The sequence below is a fragment of the Bradyrhizobium sp. CB2312 genome, from assembly GCF_029714425.1.
Lineage (GTDB): Bacteria > Pseudomonadota > Alphaproteobacteria > Rhizobiales > Xanthobacteraceae > Bradyrhizobium.
Map to the genome: position 1 here is coordinate 7,160,807 of NZ_CP121668.1, position 15,756 is coordinate 7,176,562.

Consider the following 15,756-nt stretch of genomic DNA (forward strand, 5'->3'; position numbering starts at 1 on the left):
AGGTCGATAACGCGCTCCAGCTACCCGATGGATGATGGGGGCTCCTTCGTCGCCCAGCTACTCCCTAGAGCGCCAGGGTCGGGAGGATCATCGTCCTCCCAAGGCGCTTCCAGGATTTTGTCGCCAACGCCCCGTATCAAGAGTTGCTTTCGCATTTCGGTGAAGCGGGCCCGGCAGTACTCGCGATAAAGCATGTCGAGTATGGTGGACATGATCGAACCTCTTCCTGATCACCACGGTCGCCGTCCCATGCGACAGATTTCGACCATTTCATCCGGCAGCTAAAAGGAACAGTGCCGGGAAGTGATTTGGGTCCGACGAACCTTAAAGGTGATGCAGCAATCAAGGCACGATAGGAAACCGGATCAGAGGACAGTGTTGTTCTGCGGAACTCGCGGGCCGATGAGCCCGATCAGTCGCGAGCAGTGCGATAAAGTTGGATCTGGTCTTGCAGCCAGGGATGTTTCAAACTGGATCCGATGGCAGCAATTTGAAATAGAGCCATTACAATCATCTCCTCTTAAAGGAGATATTTGCACGCGGCATTTGCAATCAAAAATTGCCGTAATTTTCTGGTCGCCACGTGAGCCAGTTCACATCAGCATCAATCACAGGTGAATGAGACTAGCAGACAAATGAAGTAGCTTCTTGGAATCCTGCGCACCTGAGGAGACGGTCGGTGCGCGAATTGCAAAATACGGATACCGGCAGCTGGCCTGCCGCAGCATTTTGACGCAGTGGCTTATCAAGGCTGGAGGTCCCCATGTCTACGGACGCAGCCAATTTCGTATCGCATCGATTCTCGACGCGCGAGCATCCGGAGCGGATGCGACTTCCACTATGGCGCGAGAGGTTTGTACGGGGAATAGTTCACGTCGATATCGAACCTCTAACGAACGGTCCGTTTCAAGCCGACGCAACATTGCAAGCGCTCCGGGGTCTACGCACGCTCGCACTGAAAGGCTCTCCCATGCGCTTCAAGCGCTTGCGGGCAAGCGTTGCTGACGGCGACGACTCGATCGGCCTCATCGTCTGTTTACCCGGCAAAAGCCGTTTGTCGCAGCGCGGCCGGGACATCGAGCTTTGCGCCGGCGACGCAACCTCGATTCTGCATTCGGAGCCCGCTACCGTCACCTATATCGACGGAATGCTATTTGGTCTGGCGGTACCCCGAGAGGCGCTTGCGCAGCGCGTGACAGACATCGAGAGCCTCGCCATGCGGTCCATTCCTCAGCGAAATGAACCACTCCGCCTCCTCATGGCCTATCTGAAGTCAGCATTTAAGGAGGGTGCTCTGGCCGCCCCCAAGCTGCGTGATGTGGTCGCAGCTCACACCTGTGATCTTGTTGCGCTCGCGGTCAGCGAGTGCGCTCCCTTGGGCGAGAGCGACGCGAGTGCGGTCGTGGCCGCGCGCCACAGCGCCGTACTCGACTACATCGCGGCACACTTTCAGAAGCCTGGGCTTAGCGTCGAGGAGGTCGCTCATCGCCAAGGCATTTCACCTCGCTATCTGCAGCGCCTGATGGCGTCATCAGGATCATCGTTCACCGGGCACGTGAATGAGCTACGTCTCCAACTTGCGTTCAAACTGTTGACCGAGGCGCGCGTCAACGCGCAGCTCATTTCCGATATCGCGCTGGAGGTAGGCTTCTCGGATGTTTCGCATTTCAATCGCCTGTTCCGAGCTCGCTTCGGCGATTCGCCGCGTGGGGTCCGTTACACCGGCAGGGATGCCGGCCGAGCCACCTGCCCCTGATCGGCGCGTGCGCGAGATCCCGCTAGCGAATGTCCGCATTGGGTCTTGGTTGTGTGCAAACGGATAGGTCGGACGCGGCGTGGTCGCCAATCATTGCAGGCGGCCGGTGCTGACGCATCGGATCGTCCAATGACCGGCCAAAGTGGGTATCGCGACGGGGTATTGCGGTTTTGGACGCGCTTTCCGGCCTTCAGGCGGCGCGGATGGCTGCAATCAGGCGCGGTTTGCCGACGATGTTCATCACCCGTGTGAGGTTATAGGCGAGAACATGCAGCGCCATCTCAGCGGCGACATTCCGTAGGCGCTTCATCAGGAAGTGGGTCGCACCCATACGGGCTTTGATCGTGCCGAAGGGATGCTCGACTGTCTCACGTCGCGTCCGCATGGCGTCAGGATTGGAATCGAGCCGTCGCTGGACCTCCTCGACCACATGCTCATGCTCCCAGCGCGTGATCCGGCGCTCCTTGGACGGCGTACATTGGCTCTTGATCGCGCAGCCTTGGCATGCCGCCGTCGACCAGTAACGGCGCAGCGTCATTCCATGCTCGATGTTGGTGAAGTGATAGGGCAGCAGCTGGCCCGATGGGCAGCGGTAGACATCCTCATCAGGCAGGTAGGCGAAGTCCTGTTTGCCGAACCGGCCCTCCGCCTTGGCGTTCGACGTCATGGGCTTGGGCAAGGTGACTGCAACGCCAGCCTCTTCGCAGGCCAATATCTCCTCTCCGTCGAAGTAGCCACGATCGGCGACCGCATCGAGTTTGTCCACTGCGAGCACTTCTTTGGCCTGCTTCGACATCCGAGCAAGCTGCCCACGGTCGTTGCCGACGTTTATGACCTCGTGCGTCACAATCAGATGGTGTTCGGTGTCCACCGCGACCTGGACGTTGTAGCCGACGACACCCGATCCGCGTCCGCTGGTGGCCATCGAACGGGCATCCGGATCGGTCAGCGATATCTGTTGATCCGGCGTGTTGCGCATCTGCGCATCAAGCACTTCCAGGCGGCTCATCTCCTGCTTCAGCCGAGCGATCTTTTCCTTGATCCTCGTCGTCTTGATGCTGATCGCTTCCGATGGCTCCTGCCGATCGGCGCTATCGAGTTGACGCAGATATCGACCGACGCTTTCCTCGATCTGCGCCATCCGCCTTGCCATCTTGGCATGCGTGAAGTTGCGGTCGCGGTTGTTCACCGCCTTGAACTTGCTGCCGTCGATTGCGACGCTTGCGGTCTGCAACAGGCCCATTTGCCGGCATAGTGCAACGAACTTCGCGCAAACCTTCCGGATCGCCGCGCCGTTATCCTTCCGGAAATCGGCGATCGTCTTGTGATCGGGAGCCAGGCGCCCAATCAGCCACATTACCTCGACATTGCGGCACGTCTCACGTTCCAGGCGGCGACTGGATTGCAGCCGATTGAGATAACCGTAGATGTAAAGCTTCAGAAGGACTGCCGGATGATAGGAGGGCCGGCCCGTCTCCTTGGCGATCACACGCTCAAACCCCATTCCATGCAGGTCGAGCGCCTCGACGAACACATCGATCACGTGGACCGCGTTGTCCTCGCCTACCCAATCCTCCAGACATTCCGGCAAGAGCGTCAGCTGGGATCTGTCCGCGCCTTCAACGAAGCGTCCCATCCGTATCCCCCATCAGGAAACGGAAGAATCCTAGCCGACTCGTGACTTTTCACACAGCCAGGGTCAAAACCAGTAACGCTCAACCCGAGCAGATGCTTTCCGCTCGGCCATCAGCTGCTGACGTTGCCTCAATGAGTACACGCCCTTCTGTAATGGGCCCGATGATGTCAAGCCTCCCGAGTGAACGCCACGCCGCCGAGCTCATGCTTCTGTTCGTGGTCGACGCCTGGCCGCCACATCATGCTGTCAGAGGGAGCGGTGAGCCTATCTAGATACGCGTGGTTCGTCGGACGACGCCACTGGGCGTGTAACGGCTTCACCGCATCCACCGTCCCGGCGACGGGACTTCGGGCACCGGGCTTCAGTTCATCCCGGTTGCGTTCTTGATCTCCTCCACGTCTTCTATGCTGCGATTGAGCCCGCTTCGGCCCATCGGTAAGTCGTGCCATCGACCCAGATCCGATGCAGGATCACTGCGAGCTTGCGTGCCAAGGCGACCTTTGCGCGCTTCGAGCCTCTCCGCTTGGCGACGTCCATCCCCCAGCGTTTGAGTTTTGAGAACCGCGTGATGCGCGATAGCAGAACGTTGGCGGCTTCATACAAGGCCGTCCGCACCGTCTCATCGCCGGCCAGCGTGATTCCGCCCGTGACGTCCTTTTCTCCCGATTGATATTTCTTTGGCGTGAGCCCGAACAGCGCGCCTGCTGCCTTTGACTTTACAATGCGATGAGGATCATCAATCGCCGATTTGTAGGTGATGGCCACCAGGGGACCAACGCCTGGTACTGTCATAAGCCGGCGGCAGACTGCATCATCACGCACAATTGCCAGCACAGCCTTGTGTAGTCTTCCGTATTCTGCCTTCAGGGCCGATCGTGCCGAAAGCATCGCACCAGCAATGCGCTCCAATGTCGCCTGGCCTGCAACCAACTCTCGAATCCGCGCTTCGAAATTCCTTCGCGTCACCGGGCCAACCTTCAGACCGAAGCCGCGCAAAATCCCTCGGATACTTAATTCTACATCGATCAGCCGCCCGAGAAGCTGTTTGCGTGCGATCAGGAGTGCCCGGATCTCTTGCGCATCAACCGACTTTGCGTGTACCTGCCGAAACCATCCCATCCGGATCAACTGGGCGATCCCGCGGGCATCCTTGCGATCCGTCTTGACCGTCATTGCAGATAATGCGGCCTTCACGTGCCGCGTTTCCAGCAGAACTGTTTCAAATCCTGCACCTTTCAGGCCTGCATGCAGCCATTGCGACAGCGGCCCAGCCTCCAGCCCGATCCGCTTCACTGCAAAGCCGAGCGTCTCAAAAAACTCAACTAAGGCGTCGGGTTCGCTTGCGACCTTCGCTTCCTTCAGGATCTTACCCTGGGCGTCCACAACACACACGCTCGACAGTTCCAATGACACGTCGATTCCGGCATAATTCTCCACGGCTGTCCTCCGTCTCCAGATGCTTGGGGCCGACTCAAGTCGTGACCCCGTTTCATCATCTATCGGGGGACAGCCACCATCATGACCCCTTGCTCCGGAGCCGGGCCCATTACCGCATCTAGACCACCGTCTTGTGCCGCGCGATGCAGGTGCGCAGCACCTCGTCCATCGGCTTGCCCCACCAGTCGTTGGAGAAGATTTCGATCTCCGAATAACCGGCAAACCCCTGCGCTTCGACGGCAGCGCGGGCCGATTTGATGTCGATCACGCCATCGCCCATCATGCCGCGGTCGTTGAGGATGTCCTTGGTCGGCACCAGCCAGTCGCAGACATGGAATGCGAGCAGGCGATCCTTGCCGGCGCGCGCGATCTGGCCCATCAGCTCCGGGTCCCACCAGATGTGATAGACGTCGAGCGCGACGCCGAGCATGCCGCTGCGGCCGGGATCGAGCCGGTCGCAGATGTCGAGCGCCTGCTTTGTCGTGTTCACGCAGGCCCGGTCGGCGGCATAGGCCGGATGCAAGGGCTCGATCGCCAGCGGCAGCTTTGCCTGCCGGGCGTAGTCGAGCATATCGGCAAGAGCTTCCTCGACCTGCCCGCGCGCGGCCACGATGTTCTTCGAGGCCTCGCTGCCCGGCCGCGAATATTGCGGCAGGCCGCCGACGACGAGGACGATGCAGGAGGCCCCCAGCGCCTTGGCTTCATCGACGCAGCGCCGGTTATCGTCACGCACCTCGCCCCGGCGCGAGGCGTCCGAGGTGAACATGCCGCCGCGGCAATAGCCTGAGAGATCGAGGCCGGCATCGCGCACCGCGCGCGCGGCGCGGTCGAGACCAACGGCAGCGACCTGGTCGCGCCAGGGATCGATGGCGCGAATGCCATGCCTGGCACAGGCATCGATGATCTCGACGAGGTTACCCTGCTTGCGGACGGTCGCCGTGTTCAGCGACAGCCAGCGATGGTCGAACGAGAAATCACGCATCAGGATTCGATACCGTGGGTAGCGAGCACGGTCTTCATCCGCTGCGTCGCAAGTTCGGGATTGGCCAGCAGGCCGGCCTTGTCGGCGAGGCGGAACAGCTCGGCCAGATGCAACGTGGAACGCGTGCTCTCCTGACCACCGACCATGGTGAAATGATCCTGGTGGCCGTTGAGATACGCCATGAACACGACGCCGGTCTTGTAGAAGCGCGTCGGCGCCTTGAAGATGTGGCGTGACAGCGGCACCGTCGGGCCCAGCACATCGTGGAAGCCGGCTTCGTCGCCGGACGCGAGCCGCGACAGCGCGTAGGATGCCGCCGGCGCGATGGCATCGAAGATACCGAGCAGCGCGTGCGAAAAACCTTGGCTGTCGCCGGCGATCAGCTCCGCGTAGTTGAAGTCGTCGCCGGTATACATCTTGATGCGCTTGTCCAGGCGCCGGCGCATGTCGATCTCGCGCTGCTTGTCGAGCAGCGAGACCTTGACGCCGTCGACCTTGGCGGCGTTGTTGTTGATGATGGCCACCGCAATGTCCATCGCCTTGTCGAGATCCCCGGTGCCCCAATATCCGGTCAGCGCTGGATCGAACATGTCACCGAGCCAGTGGATGATCACGGGTTCACGAACCTGCGACAGTACGCGGTTGTAGACCTTGGCGTAGTCGTCGGCGCTGCGGCCGAGTTTTGCCAACGCGCGCGAGGCCATCAGGATGATGCGGCCGCCGACCTTCTCGACGGCCGAGAGCTGCTCCTCATAGGCCCGGATCACGTCGTCGAGGCTCTTGGCATCGTCCACTGCGAGGTGATCGGTGCCGGCGCCGGAGAACACCAGCGCATTGCGCCGCTTGGCGGCCGCGACCGAGCGCGTGATCAGCTCCAGCGAGGTCGGCCAGTCCAGGCCCATGCCACGCTGCGCGGTGTCCATGGCTTCGGCGACGCCGAGGCCGAGGTCCCAGACATGCTCGCGGAAGGCGATGGTCTTGTCCCAGTCGACTGCGGCGGAGAGCCAGGGATCGTTGTCGGCGAAGGGATCGGCCACCGTATGCACGGCCGAGAAGGCGATGCGGTTCAGCGGGCCCTCGAGCTTTGCGGGAAACGTGCGCGAGGCCGCGAGCCGATAGGTCTCGATCGAGCGATCGGCCTTCGGCAGCTTGAGCGATAGGGATGACATTGGCTGGACGGGCTTGTTCATGATTTCAGACCTCTCCCCGTCATTGCGAGGAGCGAAGCGACGAAGCAATCCAGACTGCCTCTGAGGAAAGACTCTGGATTGCTTCGCTTCGCTCGCAATGACGGCTCAACAGACACTTATCCAATCAACCTCAGGCCTTGATCGGGGCGACGTCGATCCAGCGCCGCTCCTTCCAGCTCTTCAGCGCGCATTCGGCGAGCTGAACACCCTTGGCGCCTTCGAGCAGCGTGAACTTGTAAGGAGCGCCCTCATAGACGTGGCGGATGAACATCTCCCACTGCTCCTTGAAGCCGTTATCGTAGCTGACGTTGTCGGGCATCTTCTGCCAGTCGCCGTAGAAATCGTGCAGCCGCTTCTCGTCGGGATTCCACACCGGCCGCGGCGTTGCCTGCCGCGCCTGGATCATGCAGTCGGTGAGGCCCGCAACTGCCGAGCCCAGCGTGCCATCGACCTGGAAGGTGACGAGGTCGTCGCGATAGACGCGCGTCACCCAGGACATGTTGATGTGGGCGATGACGCCGCCCTTGAGCTGGAACGTCGCGTAGGCGGAATCGTCCGCGGTCGCCTTGTACTTCTTGCCCTGCTCGTCGTAGCGCTCGGGAATGTCGGTGTTGCCGATGCACATCACGCTCTCGACCTCGCCGAAGAGATTGTCGAGCACGTAGCGCCAGTGGCAGACCATGTCGAGGATGATGCCGCCGCCATCCTCGCTGCGGTAGTTCCAGGACGGCCGCTGCGCCTCCTGCCAGCCGCCTTCGAACACCCAATAGCCGAACTCGCCGCGCACCGAGAGGATGCGGCCGAAGAAGCCGGAGTCGCGCAAGAAGGCGATCTTCTTCAGGCCAGGCAGGAACAGCTTGTCCTGCACCGTGCCGTGCTTGACGCCCTTGGCATTGGCAAGCTTCACGACCTCGACGGCTTCCTCGAAATTCGTCGCGATCGGCTTCTCGCAATAGACGTGCTTGCCGGCGTTGATCGCTTGGGTGAGCAGGCCCGGGCGCGCCTGCGTGGTCGCGGCGTCGAAGAACATGGTGTCGTTCTTGTCGGCGAGCGCCGCATCGAGGTCGGTGGTCCAGCGCGTGATGTTGTAGCGCTTGGCGAGCGCCTCGACCTTGTCGGCGCTGCGGCCGACCAGGATCGGATCGGGCATGATGCGGTCGCCGTTCTTCAGGCGGACGCCGCCCTGGTCGCGGATCGCGACGATCGAGCGGATCAGATGCTGGTTGAGCCCCATGCGGCCGGTGACGCCGTTCATGATGAGGCCGAGGCGTTGGGTGGTCATGCCAATTGCTCCTGAAGTGATCTTGGCTGTTCGAGCGGACGGAGCGCCGACCAGTCCGGATGGACCGACGTCGCAAAGCCCGTTGCATGAAGCGATCCCGTCAGGAGATCGCCGTCGTGAATCTTGAGCCGAATGCCGTGCCCGGCATCGGCATAGAGATCGGGATGCGCAGCGGCGAAGGCTTGCGCTTCGGCGGCGGGCGTCTCGCCAAAGCCGTCGACATAATGATGGCCGTTGCGCTCGGCATGGCTCACGCCAATGAAGGCACCGAGCGCGAGGTCCTGCTGCACGGCAAGGCCGGCCTGGCAGGTCAGGTCTTCGCCGGTGACGAAGAACCGCGCCCCACCCGCACTCCATTTCGCCGCGCGCGTCGCATTGACGATGGACTTGTAGAGCCCTTTGCAGGACTTTGAGGAGATGCCGCAATAGCCCAGCGCACGCGCCGCCGGGAAGGCATCGTAGGAATCGTCAGCCTCGTCGATGATGAAGCCGTATGCGGCGAGCGACCCCAACGGCGATTGCCGCGTGATGTCGCGCGGCATCGGCTGTTCGACATAGAGCAGGTGCGACGCGATCGGCCGCAATGCGGAATCACGATCGAGCCGGTCCATCAGCGCCCGCAGCGCAGCCAGGTCAGCGTATTGCTCGTTGGCGTCCAGCGTCACCTTGTATCCGCGCCCGGGCGTATCGAGTTCCGTGCCGATCCGCGCCAGCCGCGCCGCATCGGCCGCGGGATCGCCCGACAGCTTCAGCTTGAAATAACTCGCACCGGCATTCCCATGTGCGTCGGCGACACCGCCCGGGCCTTCGACGGTATCGTCGAGGCCGACGGTATGCCTGACGGCAACGCGCGGCAGCGGCTTGCGGCCGGCAAGGAACGTCGTGATATCCGCGTCCTTCAGGTCAGGCGAAAGCCGCGCATCGATGCCGGCGATGTTGCCGGCCATCCCGTCGAAGACGCTGGTCTCGGACGCACGCAAGAGCGCATCGAGAATCGCCTTGTCGATCTCGGCGGGACCATAAGCCGCGGCAAGTGGCGGAATGTTCTCTTTCGCGCACGCCGCAACCTGGGCACCGATGCACGAGGCATGCAGGCCGAACGCCGTCTGGAAACCGGTTTGCGCCAGATAAAGATCACGCGCGATCTGAAGCGATCTGCGCAAGCCGTCGACCGTCTGCGCCGGCGACCGCTCCGGCCGCTTGTCGAACCACTTTGGCACCAGCAGCTCGGCGCTGGCGCCGACCGCGACGCCCCTGCCCTCGACTTCGATCTCGGCCCGCACGAACAGCTGCGGCGTCGCGTTGATGGTAACAGCGCCAAAGCGGAACGGCCGCGCGAACTGCACGGGACGTTCGAAGAAGGCGATCTCTCGCAGCTTCAGGCGCGGCGACATGGTGCTACTGGGCCCCAGAAATCTGGCGGCAGGGACGGTCACCTCTCCCGCTTGCGGGAGAGGTCGTCGCGCGAAGCGCGGCGGGTGAGGGTTTTCTCCTCTGGGGGGTTCTCGCGAGTGGAGACACCCTCTCCCCAGCCCTCCCCCGCAGGCGGGGGAGGGAGCGCACCGGCTCCATGGTTGCAGCGAGACTCAATCCCATCGCCCTAATCCAACGCCCCCTGCGAGAAGAAATGCTTGCGGATGCGTTGCACGAGCTCGGTGAAGACGGGGTCGGCCATCACGTCGAGCGAGCGCGGGCGCGGCAGTGGCACGTCGTAGATCGCGGCGACTGCGCCGGGGCGCTCGGTCATGACCAGCACGCGGTCGGCGAGGAACACGGCTTCCGGAATCGAATGCGTGATCAGCAGCACCGTCTTCTTGGTCTCGCGCTGGATCCGCATCAATTCGACATTCATGCGCTCGCGCGTCAGCGCGTCGAGCGCGCCGAACGGCTCGTCCATCAGCATGATCCTGGGATCGTGCACCAGTGCGCGGCAGATCGAGGCGCGCTGCTGCATGCCGCCGGAGAGCTGCCAGGGCAGCTTCTTCTCGAAGCCTTCGAGGCCGACCAGCTTCAGAAGCGACCTGGCGCGATCGAGATATTCCTGCCGCGGCAGCCGCTTCATGTCGATCGGCAGCATCACGTTGTTGAGGATGTTGCGCCAGGGCAGCAGCAGCGCGTTCTGGAAGACGATGCCGACATTGCCGTGCGGCTTCGTCACCTTTTCGCCCTCGACCAGGACCTCGCCCGTGGTCGGCGGCAGCAGGCCCGAGATCAGCTTGAGCAGCGTGGATTTGCCGCAGCCGGAGGGACCGACCACGACGAAGAACTCGCCGTCATTGATGTGGAAGTCGAGCGGCCGCAACGACGGCACGTCGCCGTCGCGCGTCCGGTAGGTCTTCGACACGCCTGACAGTTTGATGCCCGACGCATCGCCGGCCCGGTCGTGCACCAGTCTCAGATGCGCGGCCGGCTGCACGGCGTCACTCACGACCGTCGCTGGTTTCACGAGCCACTCTTCGGCAGATAGTCGTTGGTGTAGAAGGCCTTCGGGTTCTCCTTGGCCTTGGCGTCGAGGCCGCCATATTCGACGATCAGGTTGACCGAGTCGGTCATGTTCTGATCGGTGACCTGGAACGGCCGCTTGCTCTTGGTTTCCGCGGTCCGGTAGAGCGGAATGGTCAGCTCAAAACCCTGCGTCAGCGTATCGATCTTGCCGCCCTTGGGGTTGGCATCGAGGATCGACTGCGCCGCCGCCTTCGGCTCCTTCTCGGCGGCTTCGACCGCCTTGGTCGTCGCCGACATGAAGCGGCGGACGAGATCGGCATTGGCCTTCACATAGTCGGAGTTGGCGATGATACCGGAGGAGACCATGTTGATGCCGTAGTCGGCGAACTTGATCGGGAACACGTCCTTGCCGGTCGCGTCCTTGATCTTCATCGACTGGTCCATGACGTAGCCGAGCAAGAGGTCAGCCTGGCCGTTGATGACGGCGTTGAGCTTGGTCTGGCCGTCGCCGGCGACGGTCTTGAAATCGCTTTCCTTGAGGCCAGTCTTCTTCAGGAACAGCGGCCAGATCTGGGTCATGGAGTCCGCCGGCGTGATCGCCACCGTCTTGCCCTTGATGTCCTCGGGCTTCCTAATGTTCTTGTCGGCGAAACCCATGGCGGACATCGGCGAGGTCTGGAGCAGCACGCCGGTCGCGACCACGGGCGCACCCTTGATCGCGGCGCGCATCATGGTGGGGACGTCGACATAGCCGAAGTCAGCGGTCTTGGCGGCGACGGCCTGCGTGGTCGCAGCCGAGCCGCGGCCTTCCTGGATCTCGAGGTCGATGCCCTCGGCGGCATAGATGCCCTTGGCCTTGCCGTAATAGAACGGCGCGTGCTCGCCATAGACGTACCAGTTGAGCATCAGCACGACCTTGTCGGCCGCCTGCGCCGGCGCAACCGCAAGCGCCATCAGCGCCACCGAGACAGCCCCAATCCACCGCTTCATCGTCACTCTCCCTGTCGTTGTTGTTTCGGCCGTTGGTGGCCGTTCGTTGCTGAAATTAAGATGCGAAGATCACGTCCTCGCGCTGGCTGACATGCCAGGGAATGACCAGCTTCTCGATACGGTCCACGACCCAGAACAGGATCACGCCGAGCAACGCCAGGATGACGAGCGCTGCGAACATCGTCGGCAGGTCGAAGGTGCCGATCGAGCGCTGCATGACGTAGCCGATGCCGGAATTGGAGCCGACGAACTCGCCGACGACGGCGCCGACCACGGCCAGCGTCACCGAGACTTTGAGGCCGGAGAAGATCGCCGGCAGCGCATGCGGCAGGTTCACCGCACGGAACACCTGGAAACGGCTGCCCTGCATGGCGCGGGCGAGATCGACCATGTCAGGATCGACCGACTTGAAACCCTGCACGGCCGAGACGACCACCGGGAAGAAGCCGAGCAAGAAGGCCGAGATCACCTTCGGCAGGATGCCGAAGCCGAACCAGACCACGAACAAGGGCGCAATCGCGATCTTCGGCACGGACTGGGAGAACACCAGCAGCGGATAGACGTAGCTCTCCACCGTCTTAGATCCCGCAATCAGCATCGCCACGGGGATGCCGAACAGCGCGGAAAGCACGAAACCCCAGATGGTCGCGTAAGTGGTTGGCCAGGACTGGCGCAGCAGTTCCGGCCAGTCGCTGCGCAGCACGGCGACCACGTCGGCCGGCGCCGGGATCTGATAGGCAGGGATCTTGAACAGCCGGATCGAAAGGTCCCAGGCGACGACGATGAACACCAGGAACAACAGCGGCCGCACCCAGGCCGCATTCAGCATCTTGGACACCGCACCCTGCGGCTTCACTTCAGCCACGTCTCACTCCCGGCATTCTTCTTCGTTCGGGCGAGAAATTAACCCGTTGGATAAATACTGTCCAGAGGATTCCCTGTGACGTTTTGTGCCGGGGTTCCGGAAGGTGAAACGTAACAGGTGGCCGAAGGCCGCATGGCAGGATGGTCGCGCCCCATCCTCGATGTCATTCCCCGCGAAAGCGGGGAATCCAGTACGCCGCGGCTTCTCCGTACCCACCGGCGGTCTCTGGAATACTGGATCGCCCGATCAAGTCGGGCGATGACAGCGGAGAGTTTGGTTACACCGTCTGCGCCACCGCGCTGCGCGACTTCGGCGCCTTCGCAATCTCGAACAGCGCGGCCGACTGGCCCGTCAGCGCGGCGAGCACCAGGCCGACCATGTGCAAAAGCCGCTCGTCCTTGGCGTCCTTGGCGAGCAGGTCGCGGCCGAAGATCACGCTGAGCGTGGCCGAGTTGGAGAGGTAGAAGAAGCAGAGGCCCGCGATCGAGATGTAGAGCTGCACCGGATCGACCGCGACCTGGAACTCGCCGCTCTCGACGCCGCGCCGCACCACCGTGCGGATCATCTCGACGAAGGGCGAGTGCATCGACTTGACCTTGGTCGATTTCTTCAGGTGCTTGGCGCGCGCGAGATTCTCGGTCTGGAGCAGCGACAGGAATTCGGGATTGCGCAGGAAGTAATTCCAGGTGAACTCGATCAGCCGCCGGATCGCCTCAGGCGGATCGAGATGTTCGAGATCGAGTCCCCGCTCCTCGCTGCGGATCTTGTCGTAGGCGCCTTCGAGCACCGCCAGATAAAGCTCGTCCTTGTTGCCGACGTGGTAGTACAGCATGCGCTTGTTGGCGCCGGCCTTGGCCGCAATGCGGTCGACGCGCGCGCCGGCAAGCCCATGGGCGGAAAACTCCTGCTTGGCGGCTTCGAGAATGCGCAGCCGCATCCCCTCGGGGTCGCGCTGCCATTTCAGAGTTCGCTTTGCCTTTGTCGCCAAACCGGATGCTCGCTGGGTGGTCGTCCAGATCGCATGTATCATGCGCGCGAACGTTTGAGAACGATCTCGTGCCCAGGAGGCGGTTTCGTAGGGTGGGCAAAGGCGCACTTGCGCCGTGCCCACGTCTTCCCATCAAATAGGCAAGACGTGGGCACGCTTCGCTTCGCTTTGCCCACCCTACGGGACTCTTCGAACGGAGAAAGCGGCGCGCCTCACTCCACCGGCTTCGGCGAGCGCTCCAGCAGCACGGTCTGGATGCCGCAGGTGCCGCTGCGCACCGTCATGATCCGCGTGCCGGGCTTGCGGCCGTTGCGGACCTCGCTGACGTCAAGGCCGGCGGCGATCAGGCGGGCGCGGGTGGCGTCGATGTCGGCGACGCGCCAGCTCAGACCCCAGAGACGGTCGTGCTGTAAATCGCCGCCCGCCACGGGGCGGCGCACCACCTCGACGATGAGATCGCCGCAGCGGAAGAACATCAGCTGGCCCCAGTCGTGGTGCGAGCGATCGAGCGCGAGATCGAGCCCGAGCCGCGCGCCGTAGAGCGCGGCGGCGCGATCGGAATCCTCGGTGGTGATCACGACATGGTCGAGCCCGTCGATCGGCGCGAAGTCCGTCGCAACCGATTTCGGCCGCTCCTCGGCAAGCTCGAGGAAGAACATGCGCACCCCGCGCGTGAGCTCGGTCGCCGCGCGCGCGCGCTTCCAGTGCAGGACGGCGCCTGACGCCTCGTCGCTGCTCTCGACCTCGGCGACGGGATCGGGCCTGAGCGCCACACGCTCCAGCCGCCGGTGCGTCTTGCCCATGTCTGCGACACGGAAGCAAAGGCTGGCGAGCACGCCTTCATGGTCGTCGAGCAGCGCACGCATCCGGTCGGCGGTCGCCGTGAAGCCGCTCGGCGCCATCAATTCGATGGTCATGTTCTCGAGGGTGAACAGCACCCGGTCGGCGCCCTCGCCGGAATTCTGCCAGGCCGGCGCGCGTCCGAGGAGCGTCTGATAGGCCGCCTTGGCCGCGCCGATGTCCCTGACCAGAGCGACGACGTGATCGAGGCCGGTGATCATATGTCCCCCTTTTGATCGACCTGGAATTGAACGACCTGGAACCGCGCGCCGAAAAGACGGCGTTTGTCCGGGCTTGGCATGGGCCTGACATGGTCGTATTCCGGCACCATGCCGACCTCAAGCGCCTCGGGGCGGTTTTGCGAATAATTTCAGCGTCCCAGACGCGGAACCGGTGCTAGAGTAAGTGCGCCGGCCGGGACCACAAGCGCATCACGGACAAGCAATGCAGGCTCTCTTCATCGGACAGACCTATATCGACGTCGTCTTCATCACCGACCACATGCCGACCGGCGACGAAAAGCACGTGGCCAAGGACTACGCGGTCTCCTTCGGCGGCAACGCGGTGACGGCGGCGTTCTGCTGCGCCAAGCTCGGCATCGTGCCCGACCTGATCGCGACCGCGGCCAATGACTGGCTGGGGCGCATGTTCCAGGACATGTGCGCGAAATACGCGATCTCGCTGCACGGGCGGAAGGTGAATCAGTCCTCGCTGTCCTTCATCATGCCCAAGGACGGCAAGCGCGCCATCGTCCGCTGCCGCGACGACGAGCACATCCACCCTTTTCCGATGCTCAATCTCGGCGGCTGCCGCGCGCTGCATGTCGACGGCCATCAGCCGGACGCCGCGATCCACTACGCCAAGGTGTGCCGCGAGGCAGGCATCCTGACTTCGCTCGACGGCGGCGGCCTGCGCACCAACACGCATGAGCTGCTGGAGTTCATCGACGTCGCGATCGTCGCTGAACGTCTCTGCGAGCAGATGGATCTGACGCCGGAGAAGATGCTCGATTATCTCAAGAGCCGCGGCTGCAAGATCGGCGGCGTCACCATGGGTGAGAAGGGCCTGCTCTGGTACGACGAGACCGGGACGGTTCAGGTGATGCCGGCAATGCCGATCCCGCGCGAGCGCGTGATCGACACCAACGGCGCCGGCGACGTCTTTCATGGCGCCTATGTCTATTCTTATCTGGCCCATCCGGGCAAAAGCTGGCGCGAGCATTTCGATTTTGCCCGCGCCGCCTCGACCTACAAAATCCAGCGCCTCGGCAACGAGGCCGGCCTGCCGACACTTGTCGACATCGCAAAAGTCCGGCACGAGTTCGAGGTCAGGGTCTAGCGTTCGC

General features: G+C 62.7%; 13 protein-coding genes. 2 read left to right on the forward strand and 11 right to left on the reverse strand.

Annotated features, from left to right (window positions below; translation table 11 throughout):
* The first annotated feature begins 763 nt into the window (after nucleotides 1–763).
* On the forward strand, nucleotides 764–1,756 hold the full coding sequence (locus QA642_RS34820; protein ID WP_283080927.1) for an AraC family transcriptional regulator: 993 nt from the start codon (nucleotides 764–766) through the stop codon (nucleotides 1,754–1,756).
* A 190-nt stretch (nucleotides 1,757–1,946) separates the two neighbouring features.
* Here the strand turns inward: QA642_RS34820 and QA642_RS34825 are convergent, their stop codons facing one another.
* From QA642_RS34825 to QA642_RS34875, 11 genes are all read right to left on the reverse strand, one after another.
* Nucleotides 1,947–3,392, reverse strand: coding sequence for an IS1182 family transposase (locus tag QA642_RS34825; RefSeq protein ID WP_283079231.1), 1,446 nt, complete (start codon nucleotides 3,390–3,392; stop codon nucleotides 1,947–1,949).
* A 402-nt stretch (nucleotides 3,393–3,794) separates the two neighbouring features.
* A complete protein-coding gene (locus tag QA642_RS34830) occupies nucleotides 3,795–4,829 on the reverse strand; it encodes an IS110 family transposase (RefSeq protein WP_283080660.1) in 1,035 nt (344 codons plus the stop codon).
* A 118-nt stretch (nucleotides 4,830–4,947) separates the two neighbouring features.
* Nucleotides 4,948–5,811 carry a sugar phosphate isomerase/epimerase family protein gene (locus tag QA642_RS34835; RefSeq protein WP_283080928.1) on the reverse strand — a complete coding sequence of 288 codons (864 nt, stop codon included), beginning with the start codon at nucleotides 5,809–5,811 and terminating at the stop codon, nucleotides 4,948–4,950.
* The gene (locus QA642_RS34840; protein WP_283080929.1) at nucleotides 5,811–7,001 is read right to left on the reverse strand and encodes a dihydrodipicolinate synthase family protein; all 1,191 of its coding nucleotides are present in this window, start codon (nucleotides 6,999–7,001) and stop codon (nucleotides 5,811–5,813) included. Before QA642_RS34840 ends, QA642_RS34835 begins: the two co-directional genes overlap by 1 nt.
* A 130-nt stretch (nucleotides 7,002–7,131) precedes the next feature.
* Nucleotides 7,132–8,283: a Gfo/Idh/MocA family oxidoreductase gene (locus QA642_RS34845; protein ID WP_283080930.1), complete on the reverse strand. Its 1,152-nt coding sequence runs from the start codon at nucleotides 8,281–8,283 to the stop codon at nucleotides 7,132–7,134.
* A complete protein-coding gene (locus tag QA642_RS34850; RefSeq protein ID WP_283080931.1) occupies nucleotides 8,280–9,677 on the reverse strand; it encodes a hypothetical protein in 1,398 nt (465 codons plus the stop codon). Before QA642_RS34850 ends, QA642_RS34845 begins: the two co-directional genes overlap by 4 nt.
* Nucleotides 9,678–9,883: 206 nt before the next feature.
* Nucleotides 9,884–10,729, reverse strand: a complete 846-nt coding sequence (locus QA642_RS34855; protein WP_283080932.1) for an ABC transporter ATP-binding protein — start codon at nucleotides 10,727–10,729, stop codon at nucleotides 9,884–9,886.
* Nucleotides 10,726–11,718, reverse strand: a complete 993-nt coding sequence (locus QA642_RS34860; protein ID WP_283080933.1) for an ABC transporter substrate-binding protein — start codon at nucleotides 11,716–11,718, stop codon at nucleotides 10,726–10,728. The genes QA642_RS34855 and QA642_RS34860 overlap by 4 nt, the downstream gene beginning before the upstream one ends.
* A gap of 55 nt (nucleotides 11,719–11,773) precedes the next feature.
* Nucleotides 11,774–12,583 (reverse strand): ABC transporter permease, encoded by an 810-nt coding sequence (locus tag QA642_RS34865; RefSeq protein WP_283080934.1) that lies wholly within the window; start codon nucleotides 12,581–12,583, stop codon nucleotides 11,774–11,776.
* A gap of 277 nt (nucleotides 12,584–12,860) precedes the next feature.
* Nucleotides 12,861–13,613: a TetR/AcrR family transcriptional regulator gene (locus tag QA642_RS34870; protein WP_283080935.1), complete on the reverse strand. Its 753-nt coding sequence runs from the start codon at nucleotides 13,611–13,613 to the stop codon at nucleotides 12,861–12,863.
* A gap of 170 nt (nucleotides 13,614–13,783) precedes the next feature.
* Entirely contained in the window at nucleotides 13,784–14,632 is an 849-nt protein-coding gene (locus tag QA642_RS34875) for a VOC family protein (RefSeq protein WP_283080936.1), read from the reverse strand.
* Between the two features lie 223 nt (nucleotides 14,633–14,855).
* Here QA642_RS34875 and QA642_RS34880 point away from each other — a divergent pair, with 223 nt between their 5' ends.
* Nucleotides 14,856–15,749, forward strand: a complete 894-nt coding sequence (locus QA642_RS34880) for a sugar kinase (protein ID WP_027558529.1) — start codon at nucleotides 14,856–14,858, stop codon at nucleotides 15,747–15,749.
* Nucleotides 15,750–15,756 lie beyond the last annotated feature (7 nt).

Coding starts and splice junctions, on each gene's coding strand:
- QA642_RS34870 (WP_283080935.1), bottom strand. CDS start 13,613: ATGATACATGCGATCTGGACGACCACCCAGCGAGCATCCGGTTTGGCG.
- QA642_RS34835 (WP_283080928.1), bottom strand. CDS start 5,811: ATGCGTGATTTCTCGTTCGACCATCGCTGGCTGTCGCTGAACACGGCG.
- QA642_RS34820 (WP_283080927.1), top strand. CDS start 764: ATGTCTACGGACGCAGCCAATTTCGTATCGCATCGATTCTCGACGCGC.
- QA642_RS34860 (WP_283080933.1), bottom strand. CDS start 11,718: ATGAAGCGGTGGATTGGGGCTGTCTCGGTGGCGCTGATGGCGCTTGCG.
- QA642_RS34875 (WP_283080936.1), bottom strand. CDS start 14,632: ATGATCACCGGCCTCGATCACGTCGTCGCTCTGGTCAGGGACATCGGC.
- QA642_RS34825 (WP_283079231.1), bottom strand. CDS start 3,392: ATGGGACGCTTCGTTGAAGGCGCGGACAGATCCCAGCTGACGCTCTTG.
- QA642_RS34850 (WP_283080931.1), bottom strand. CDS start 9,677: ATGTCGCCGCGCCTGAAGCTGCGAGAGATCGCCTTCTTCGAACGTCCC.
- QA642_RS34880 (WP_027558529.1), top strand. CDS start 14,856: ATGCAGGCTCTCTTCATCGGACAGACCTATATCGACGTCGTCTTCATC.
- QA642_RS34840 (WP_283080929.1), bottom strand. CDS start 7,001: ATGAACAAGCCCGTCCAGCCAATGTCATCCCTATCGCTCAAGCTGCCG.
- QA642_RS34845 (WP_283080930.1), bottom strand. CDS start 8,283: ATGACCACCCAACGCCTCGGCCTCATCATGAACGGCGTCACCGGCCGC.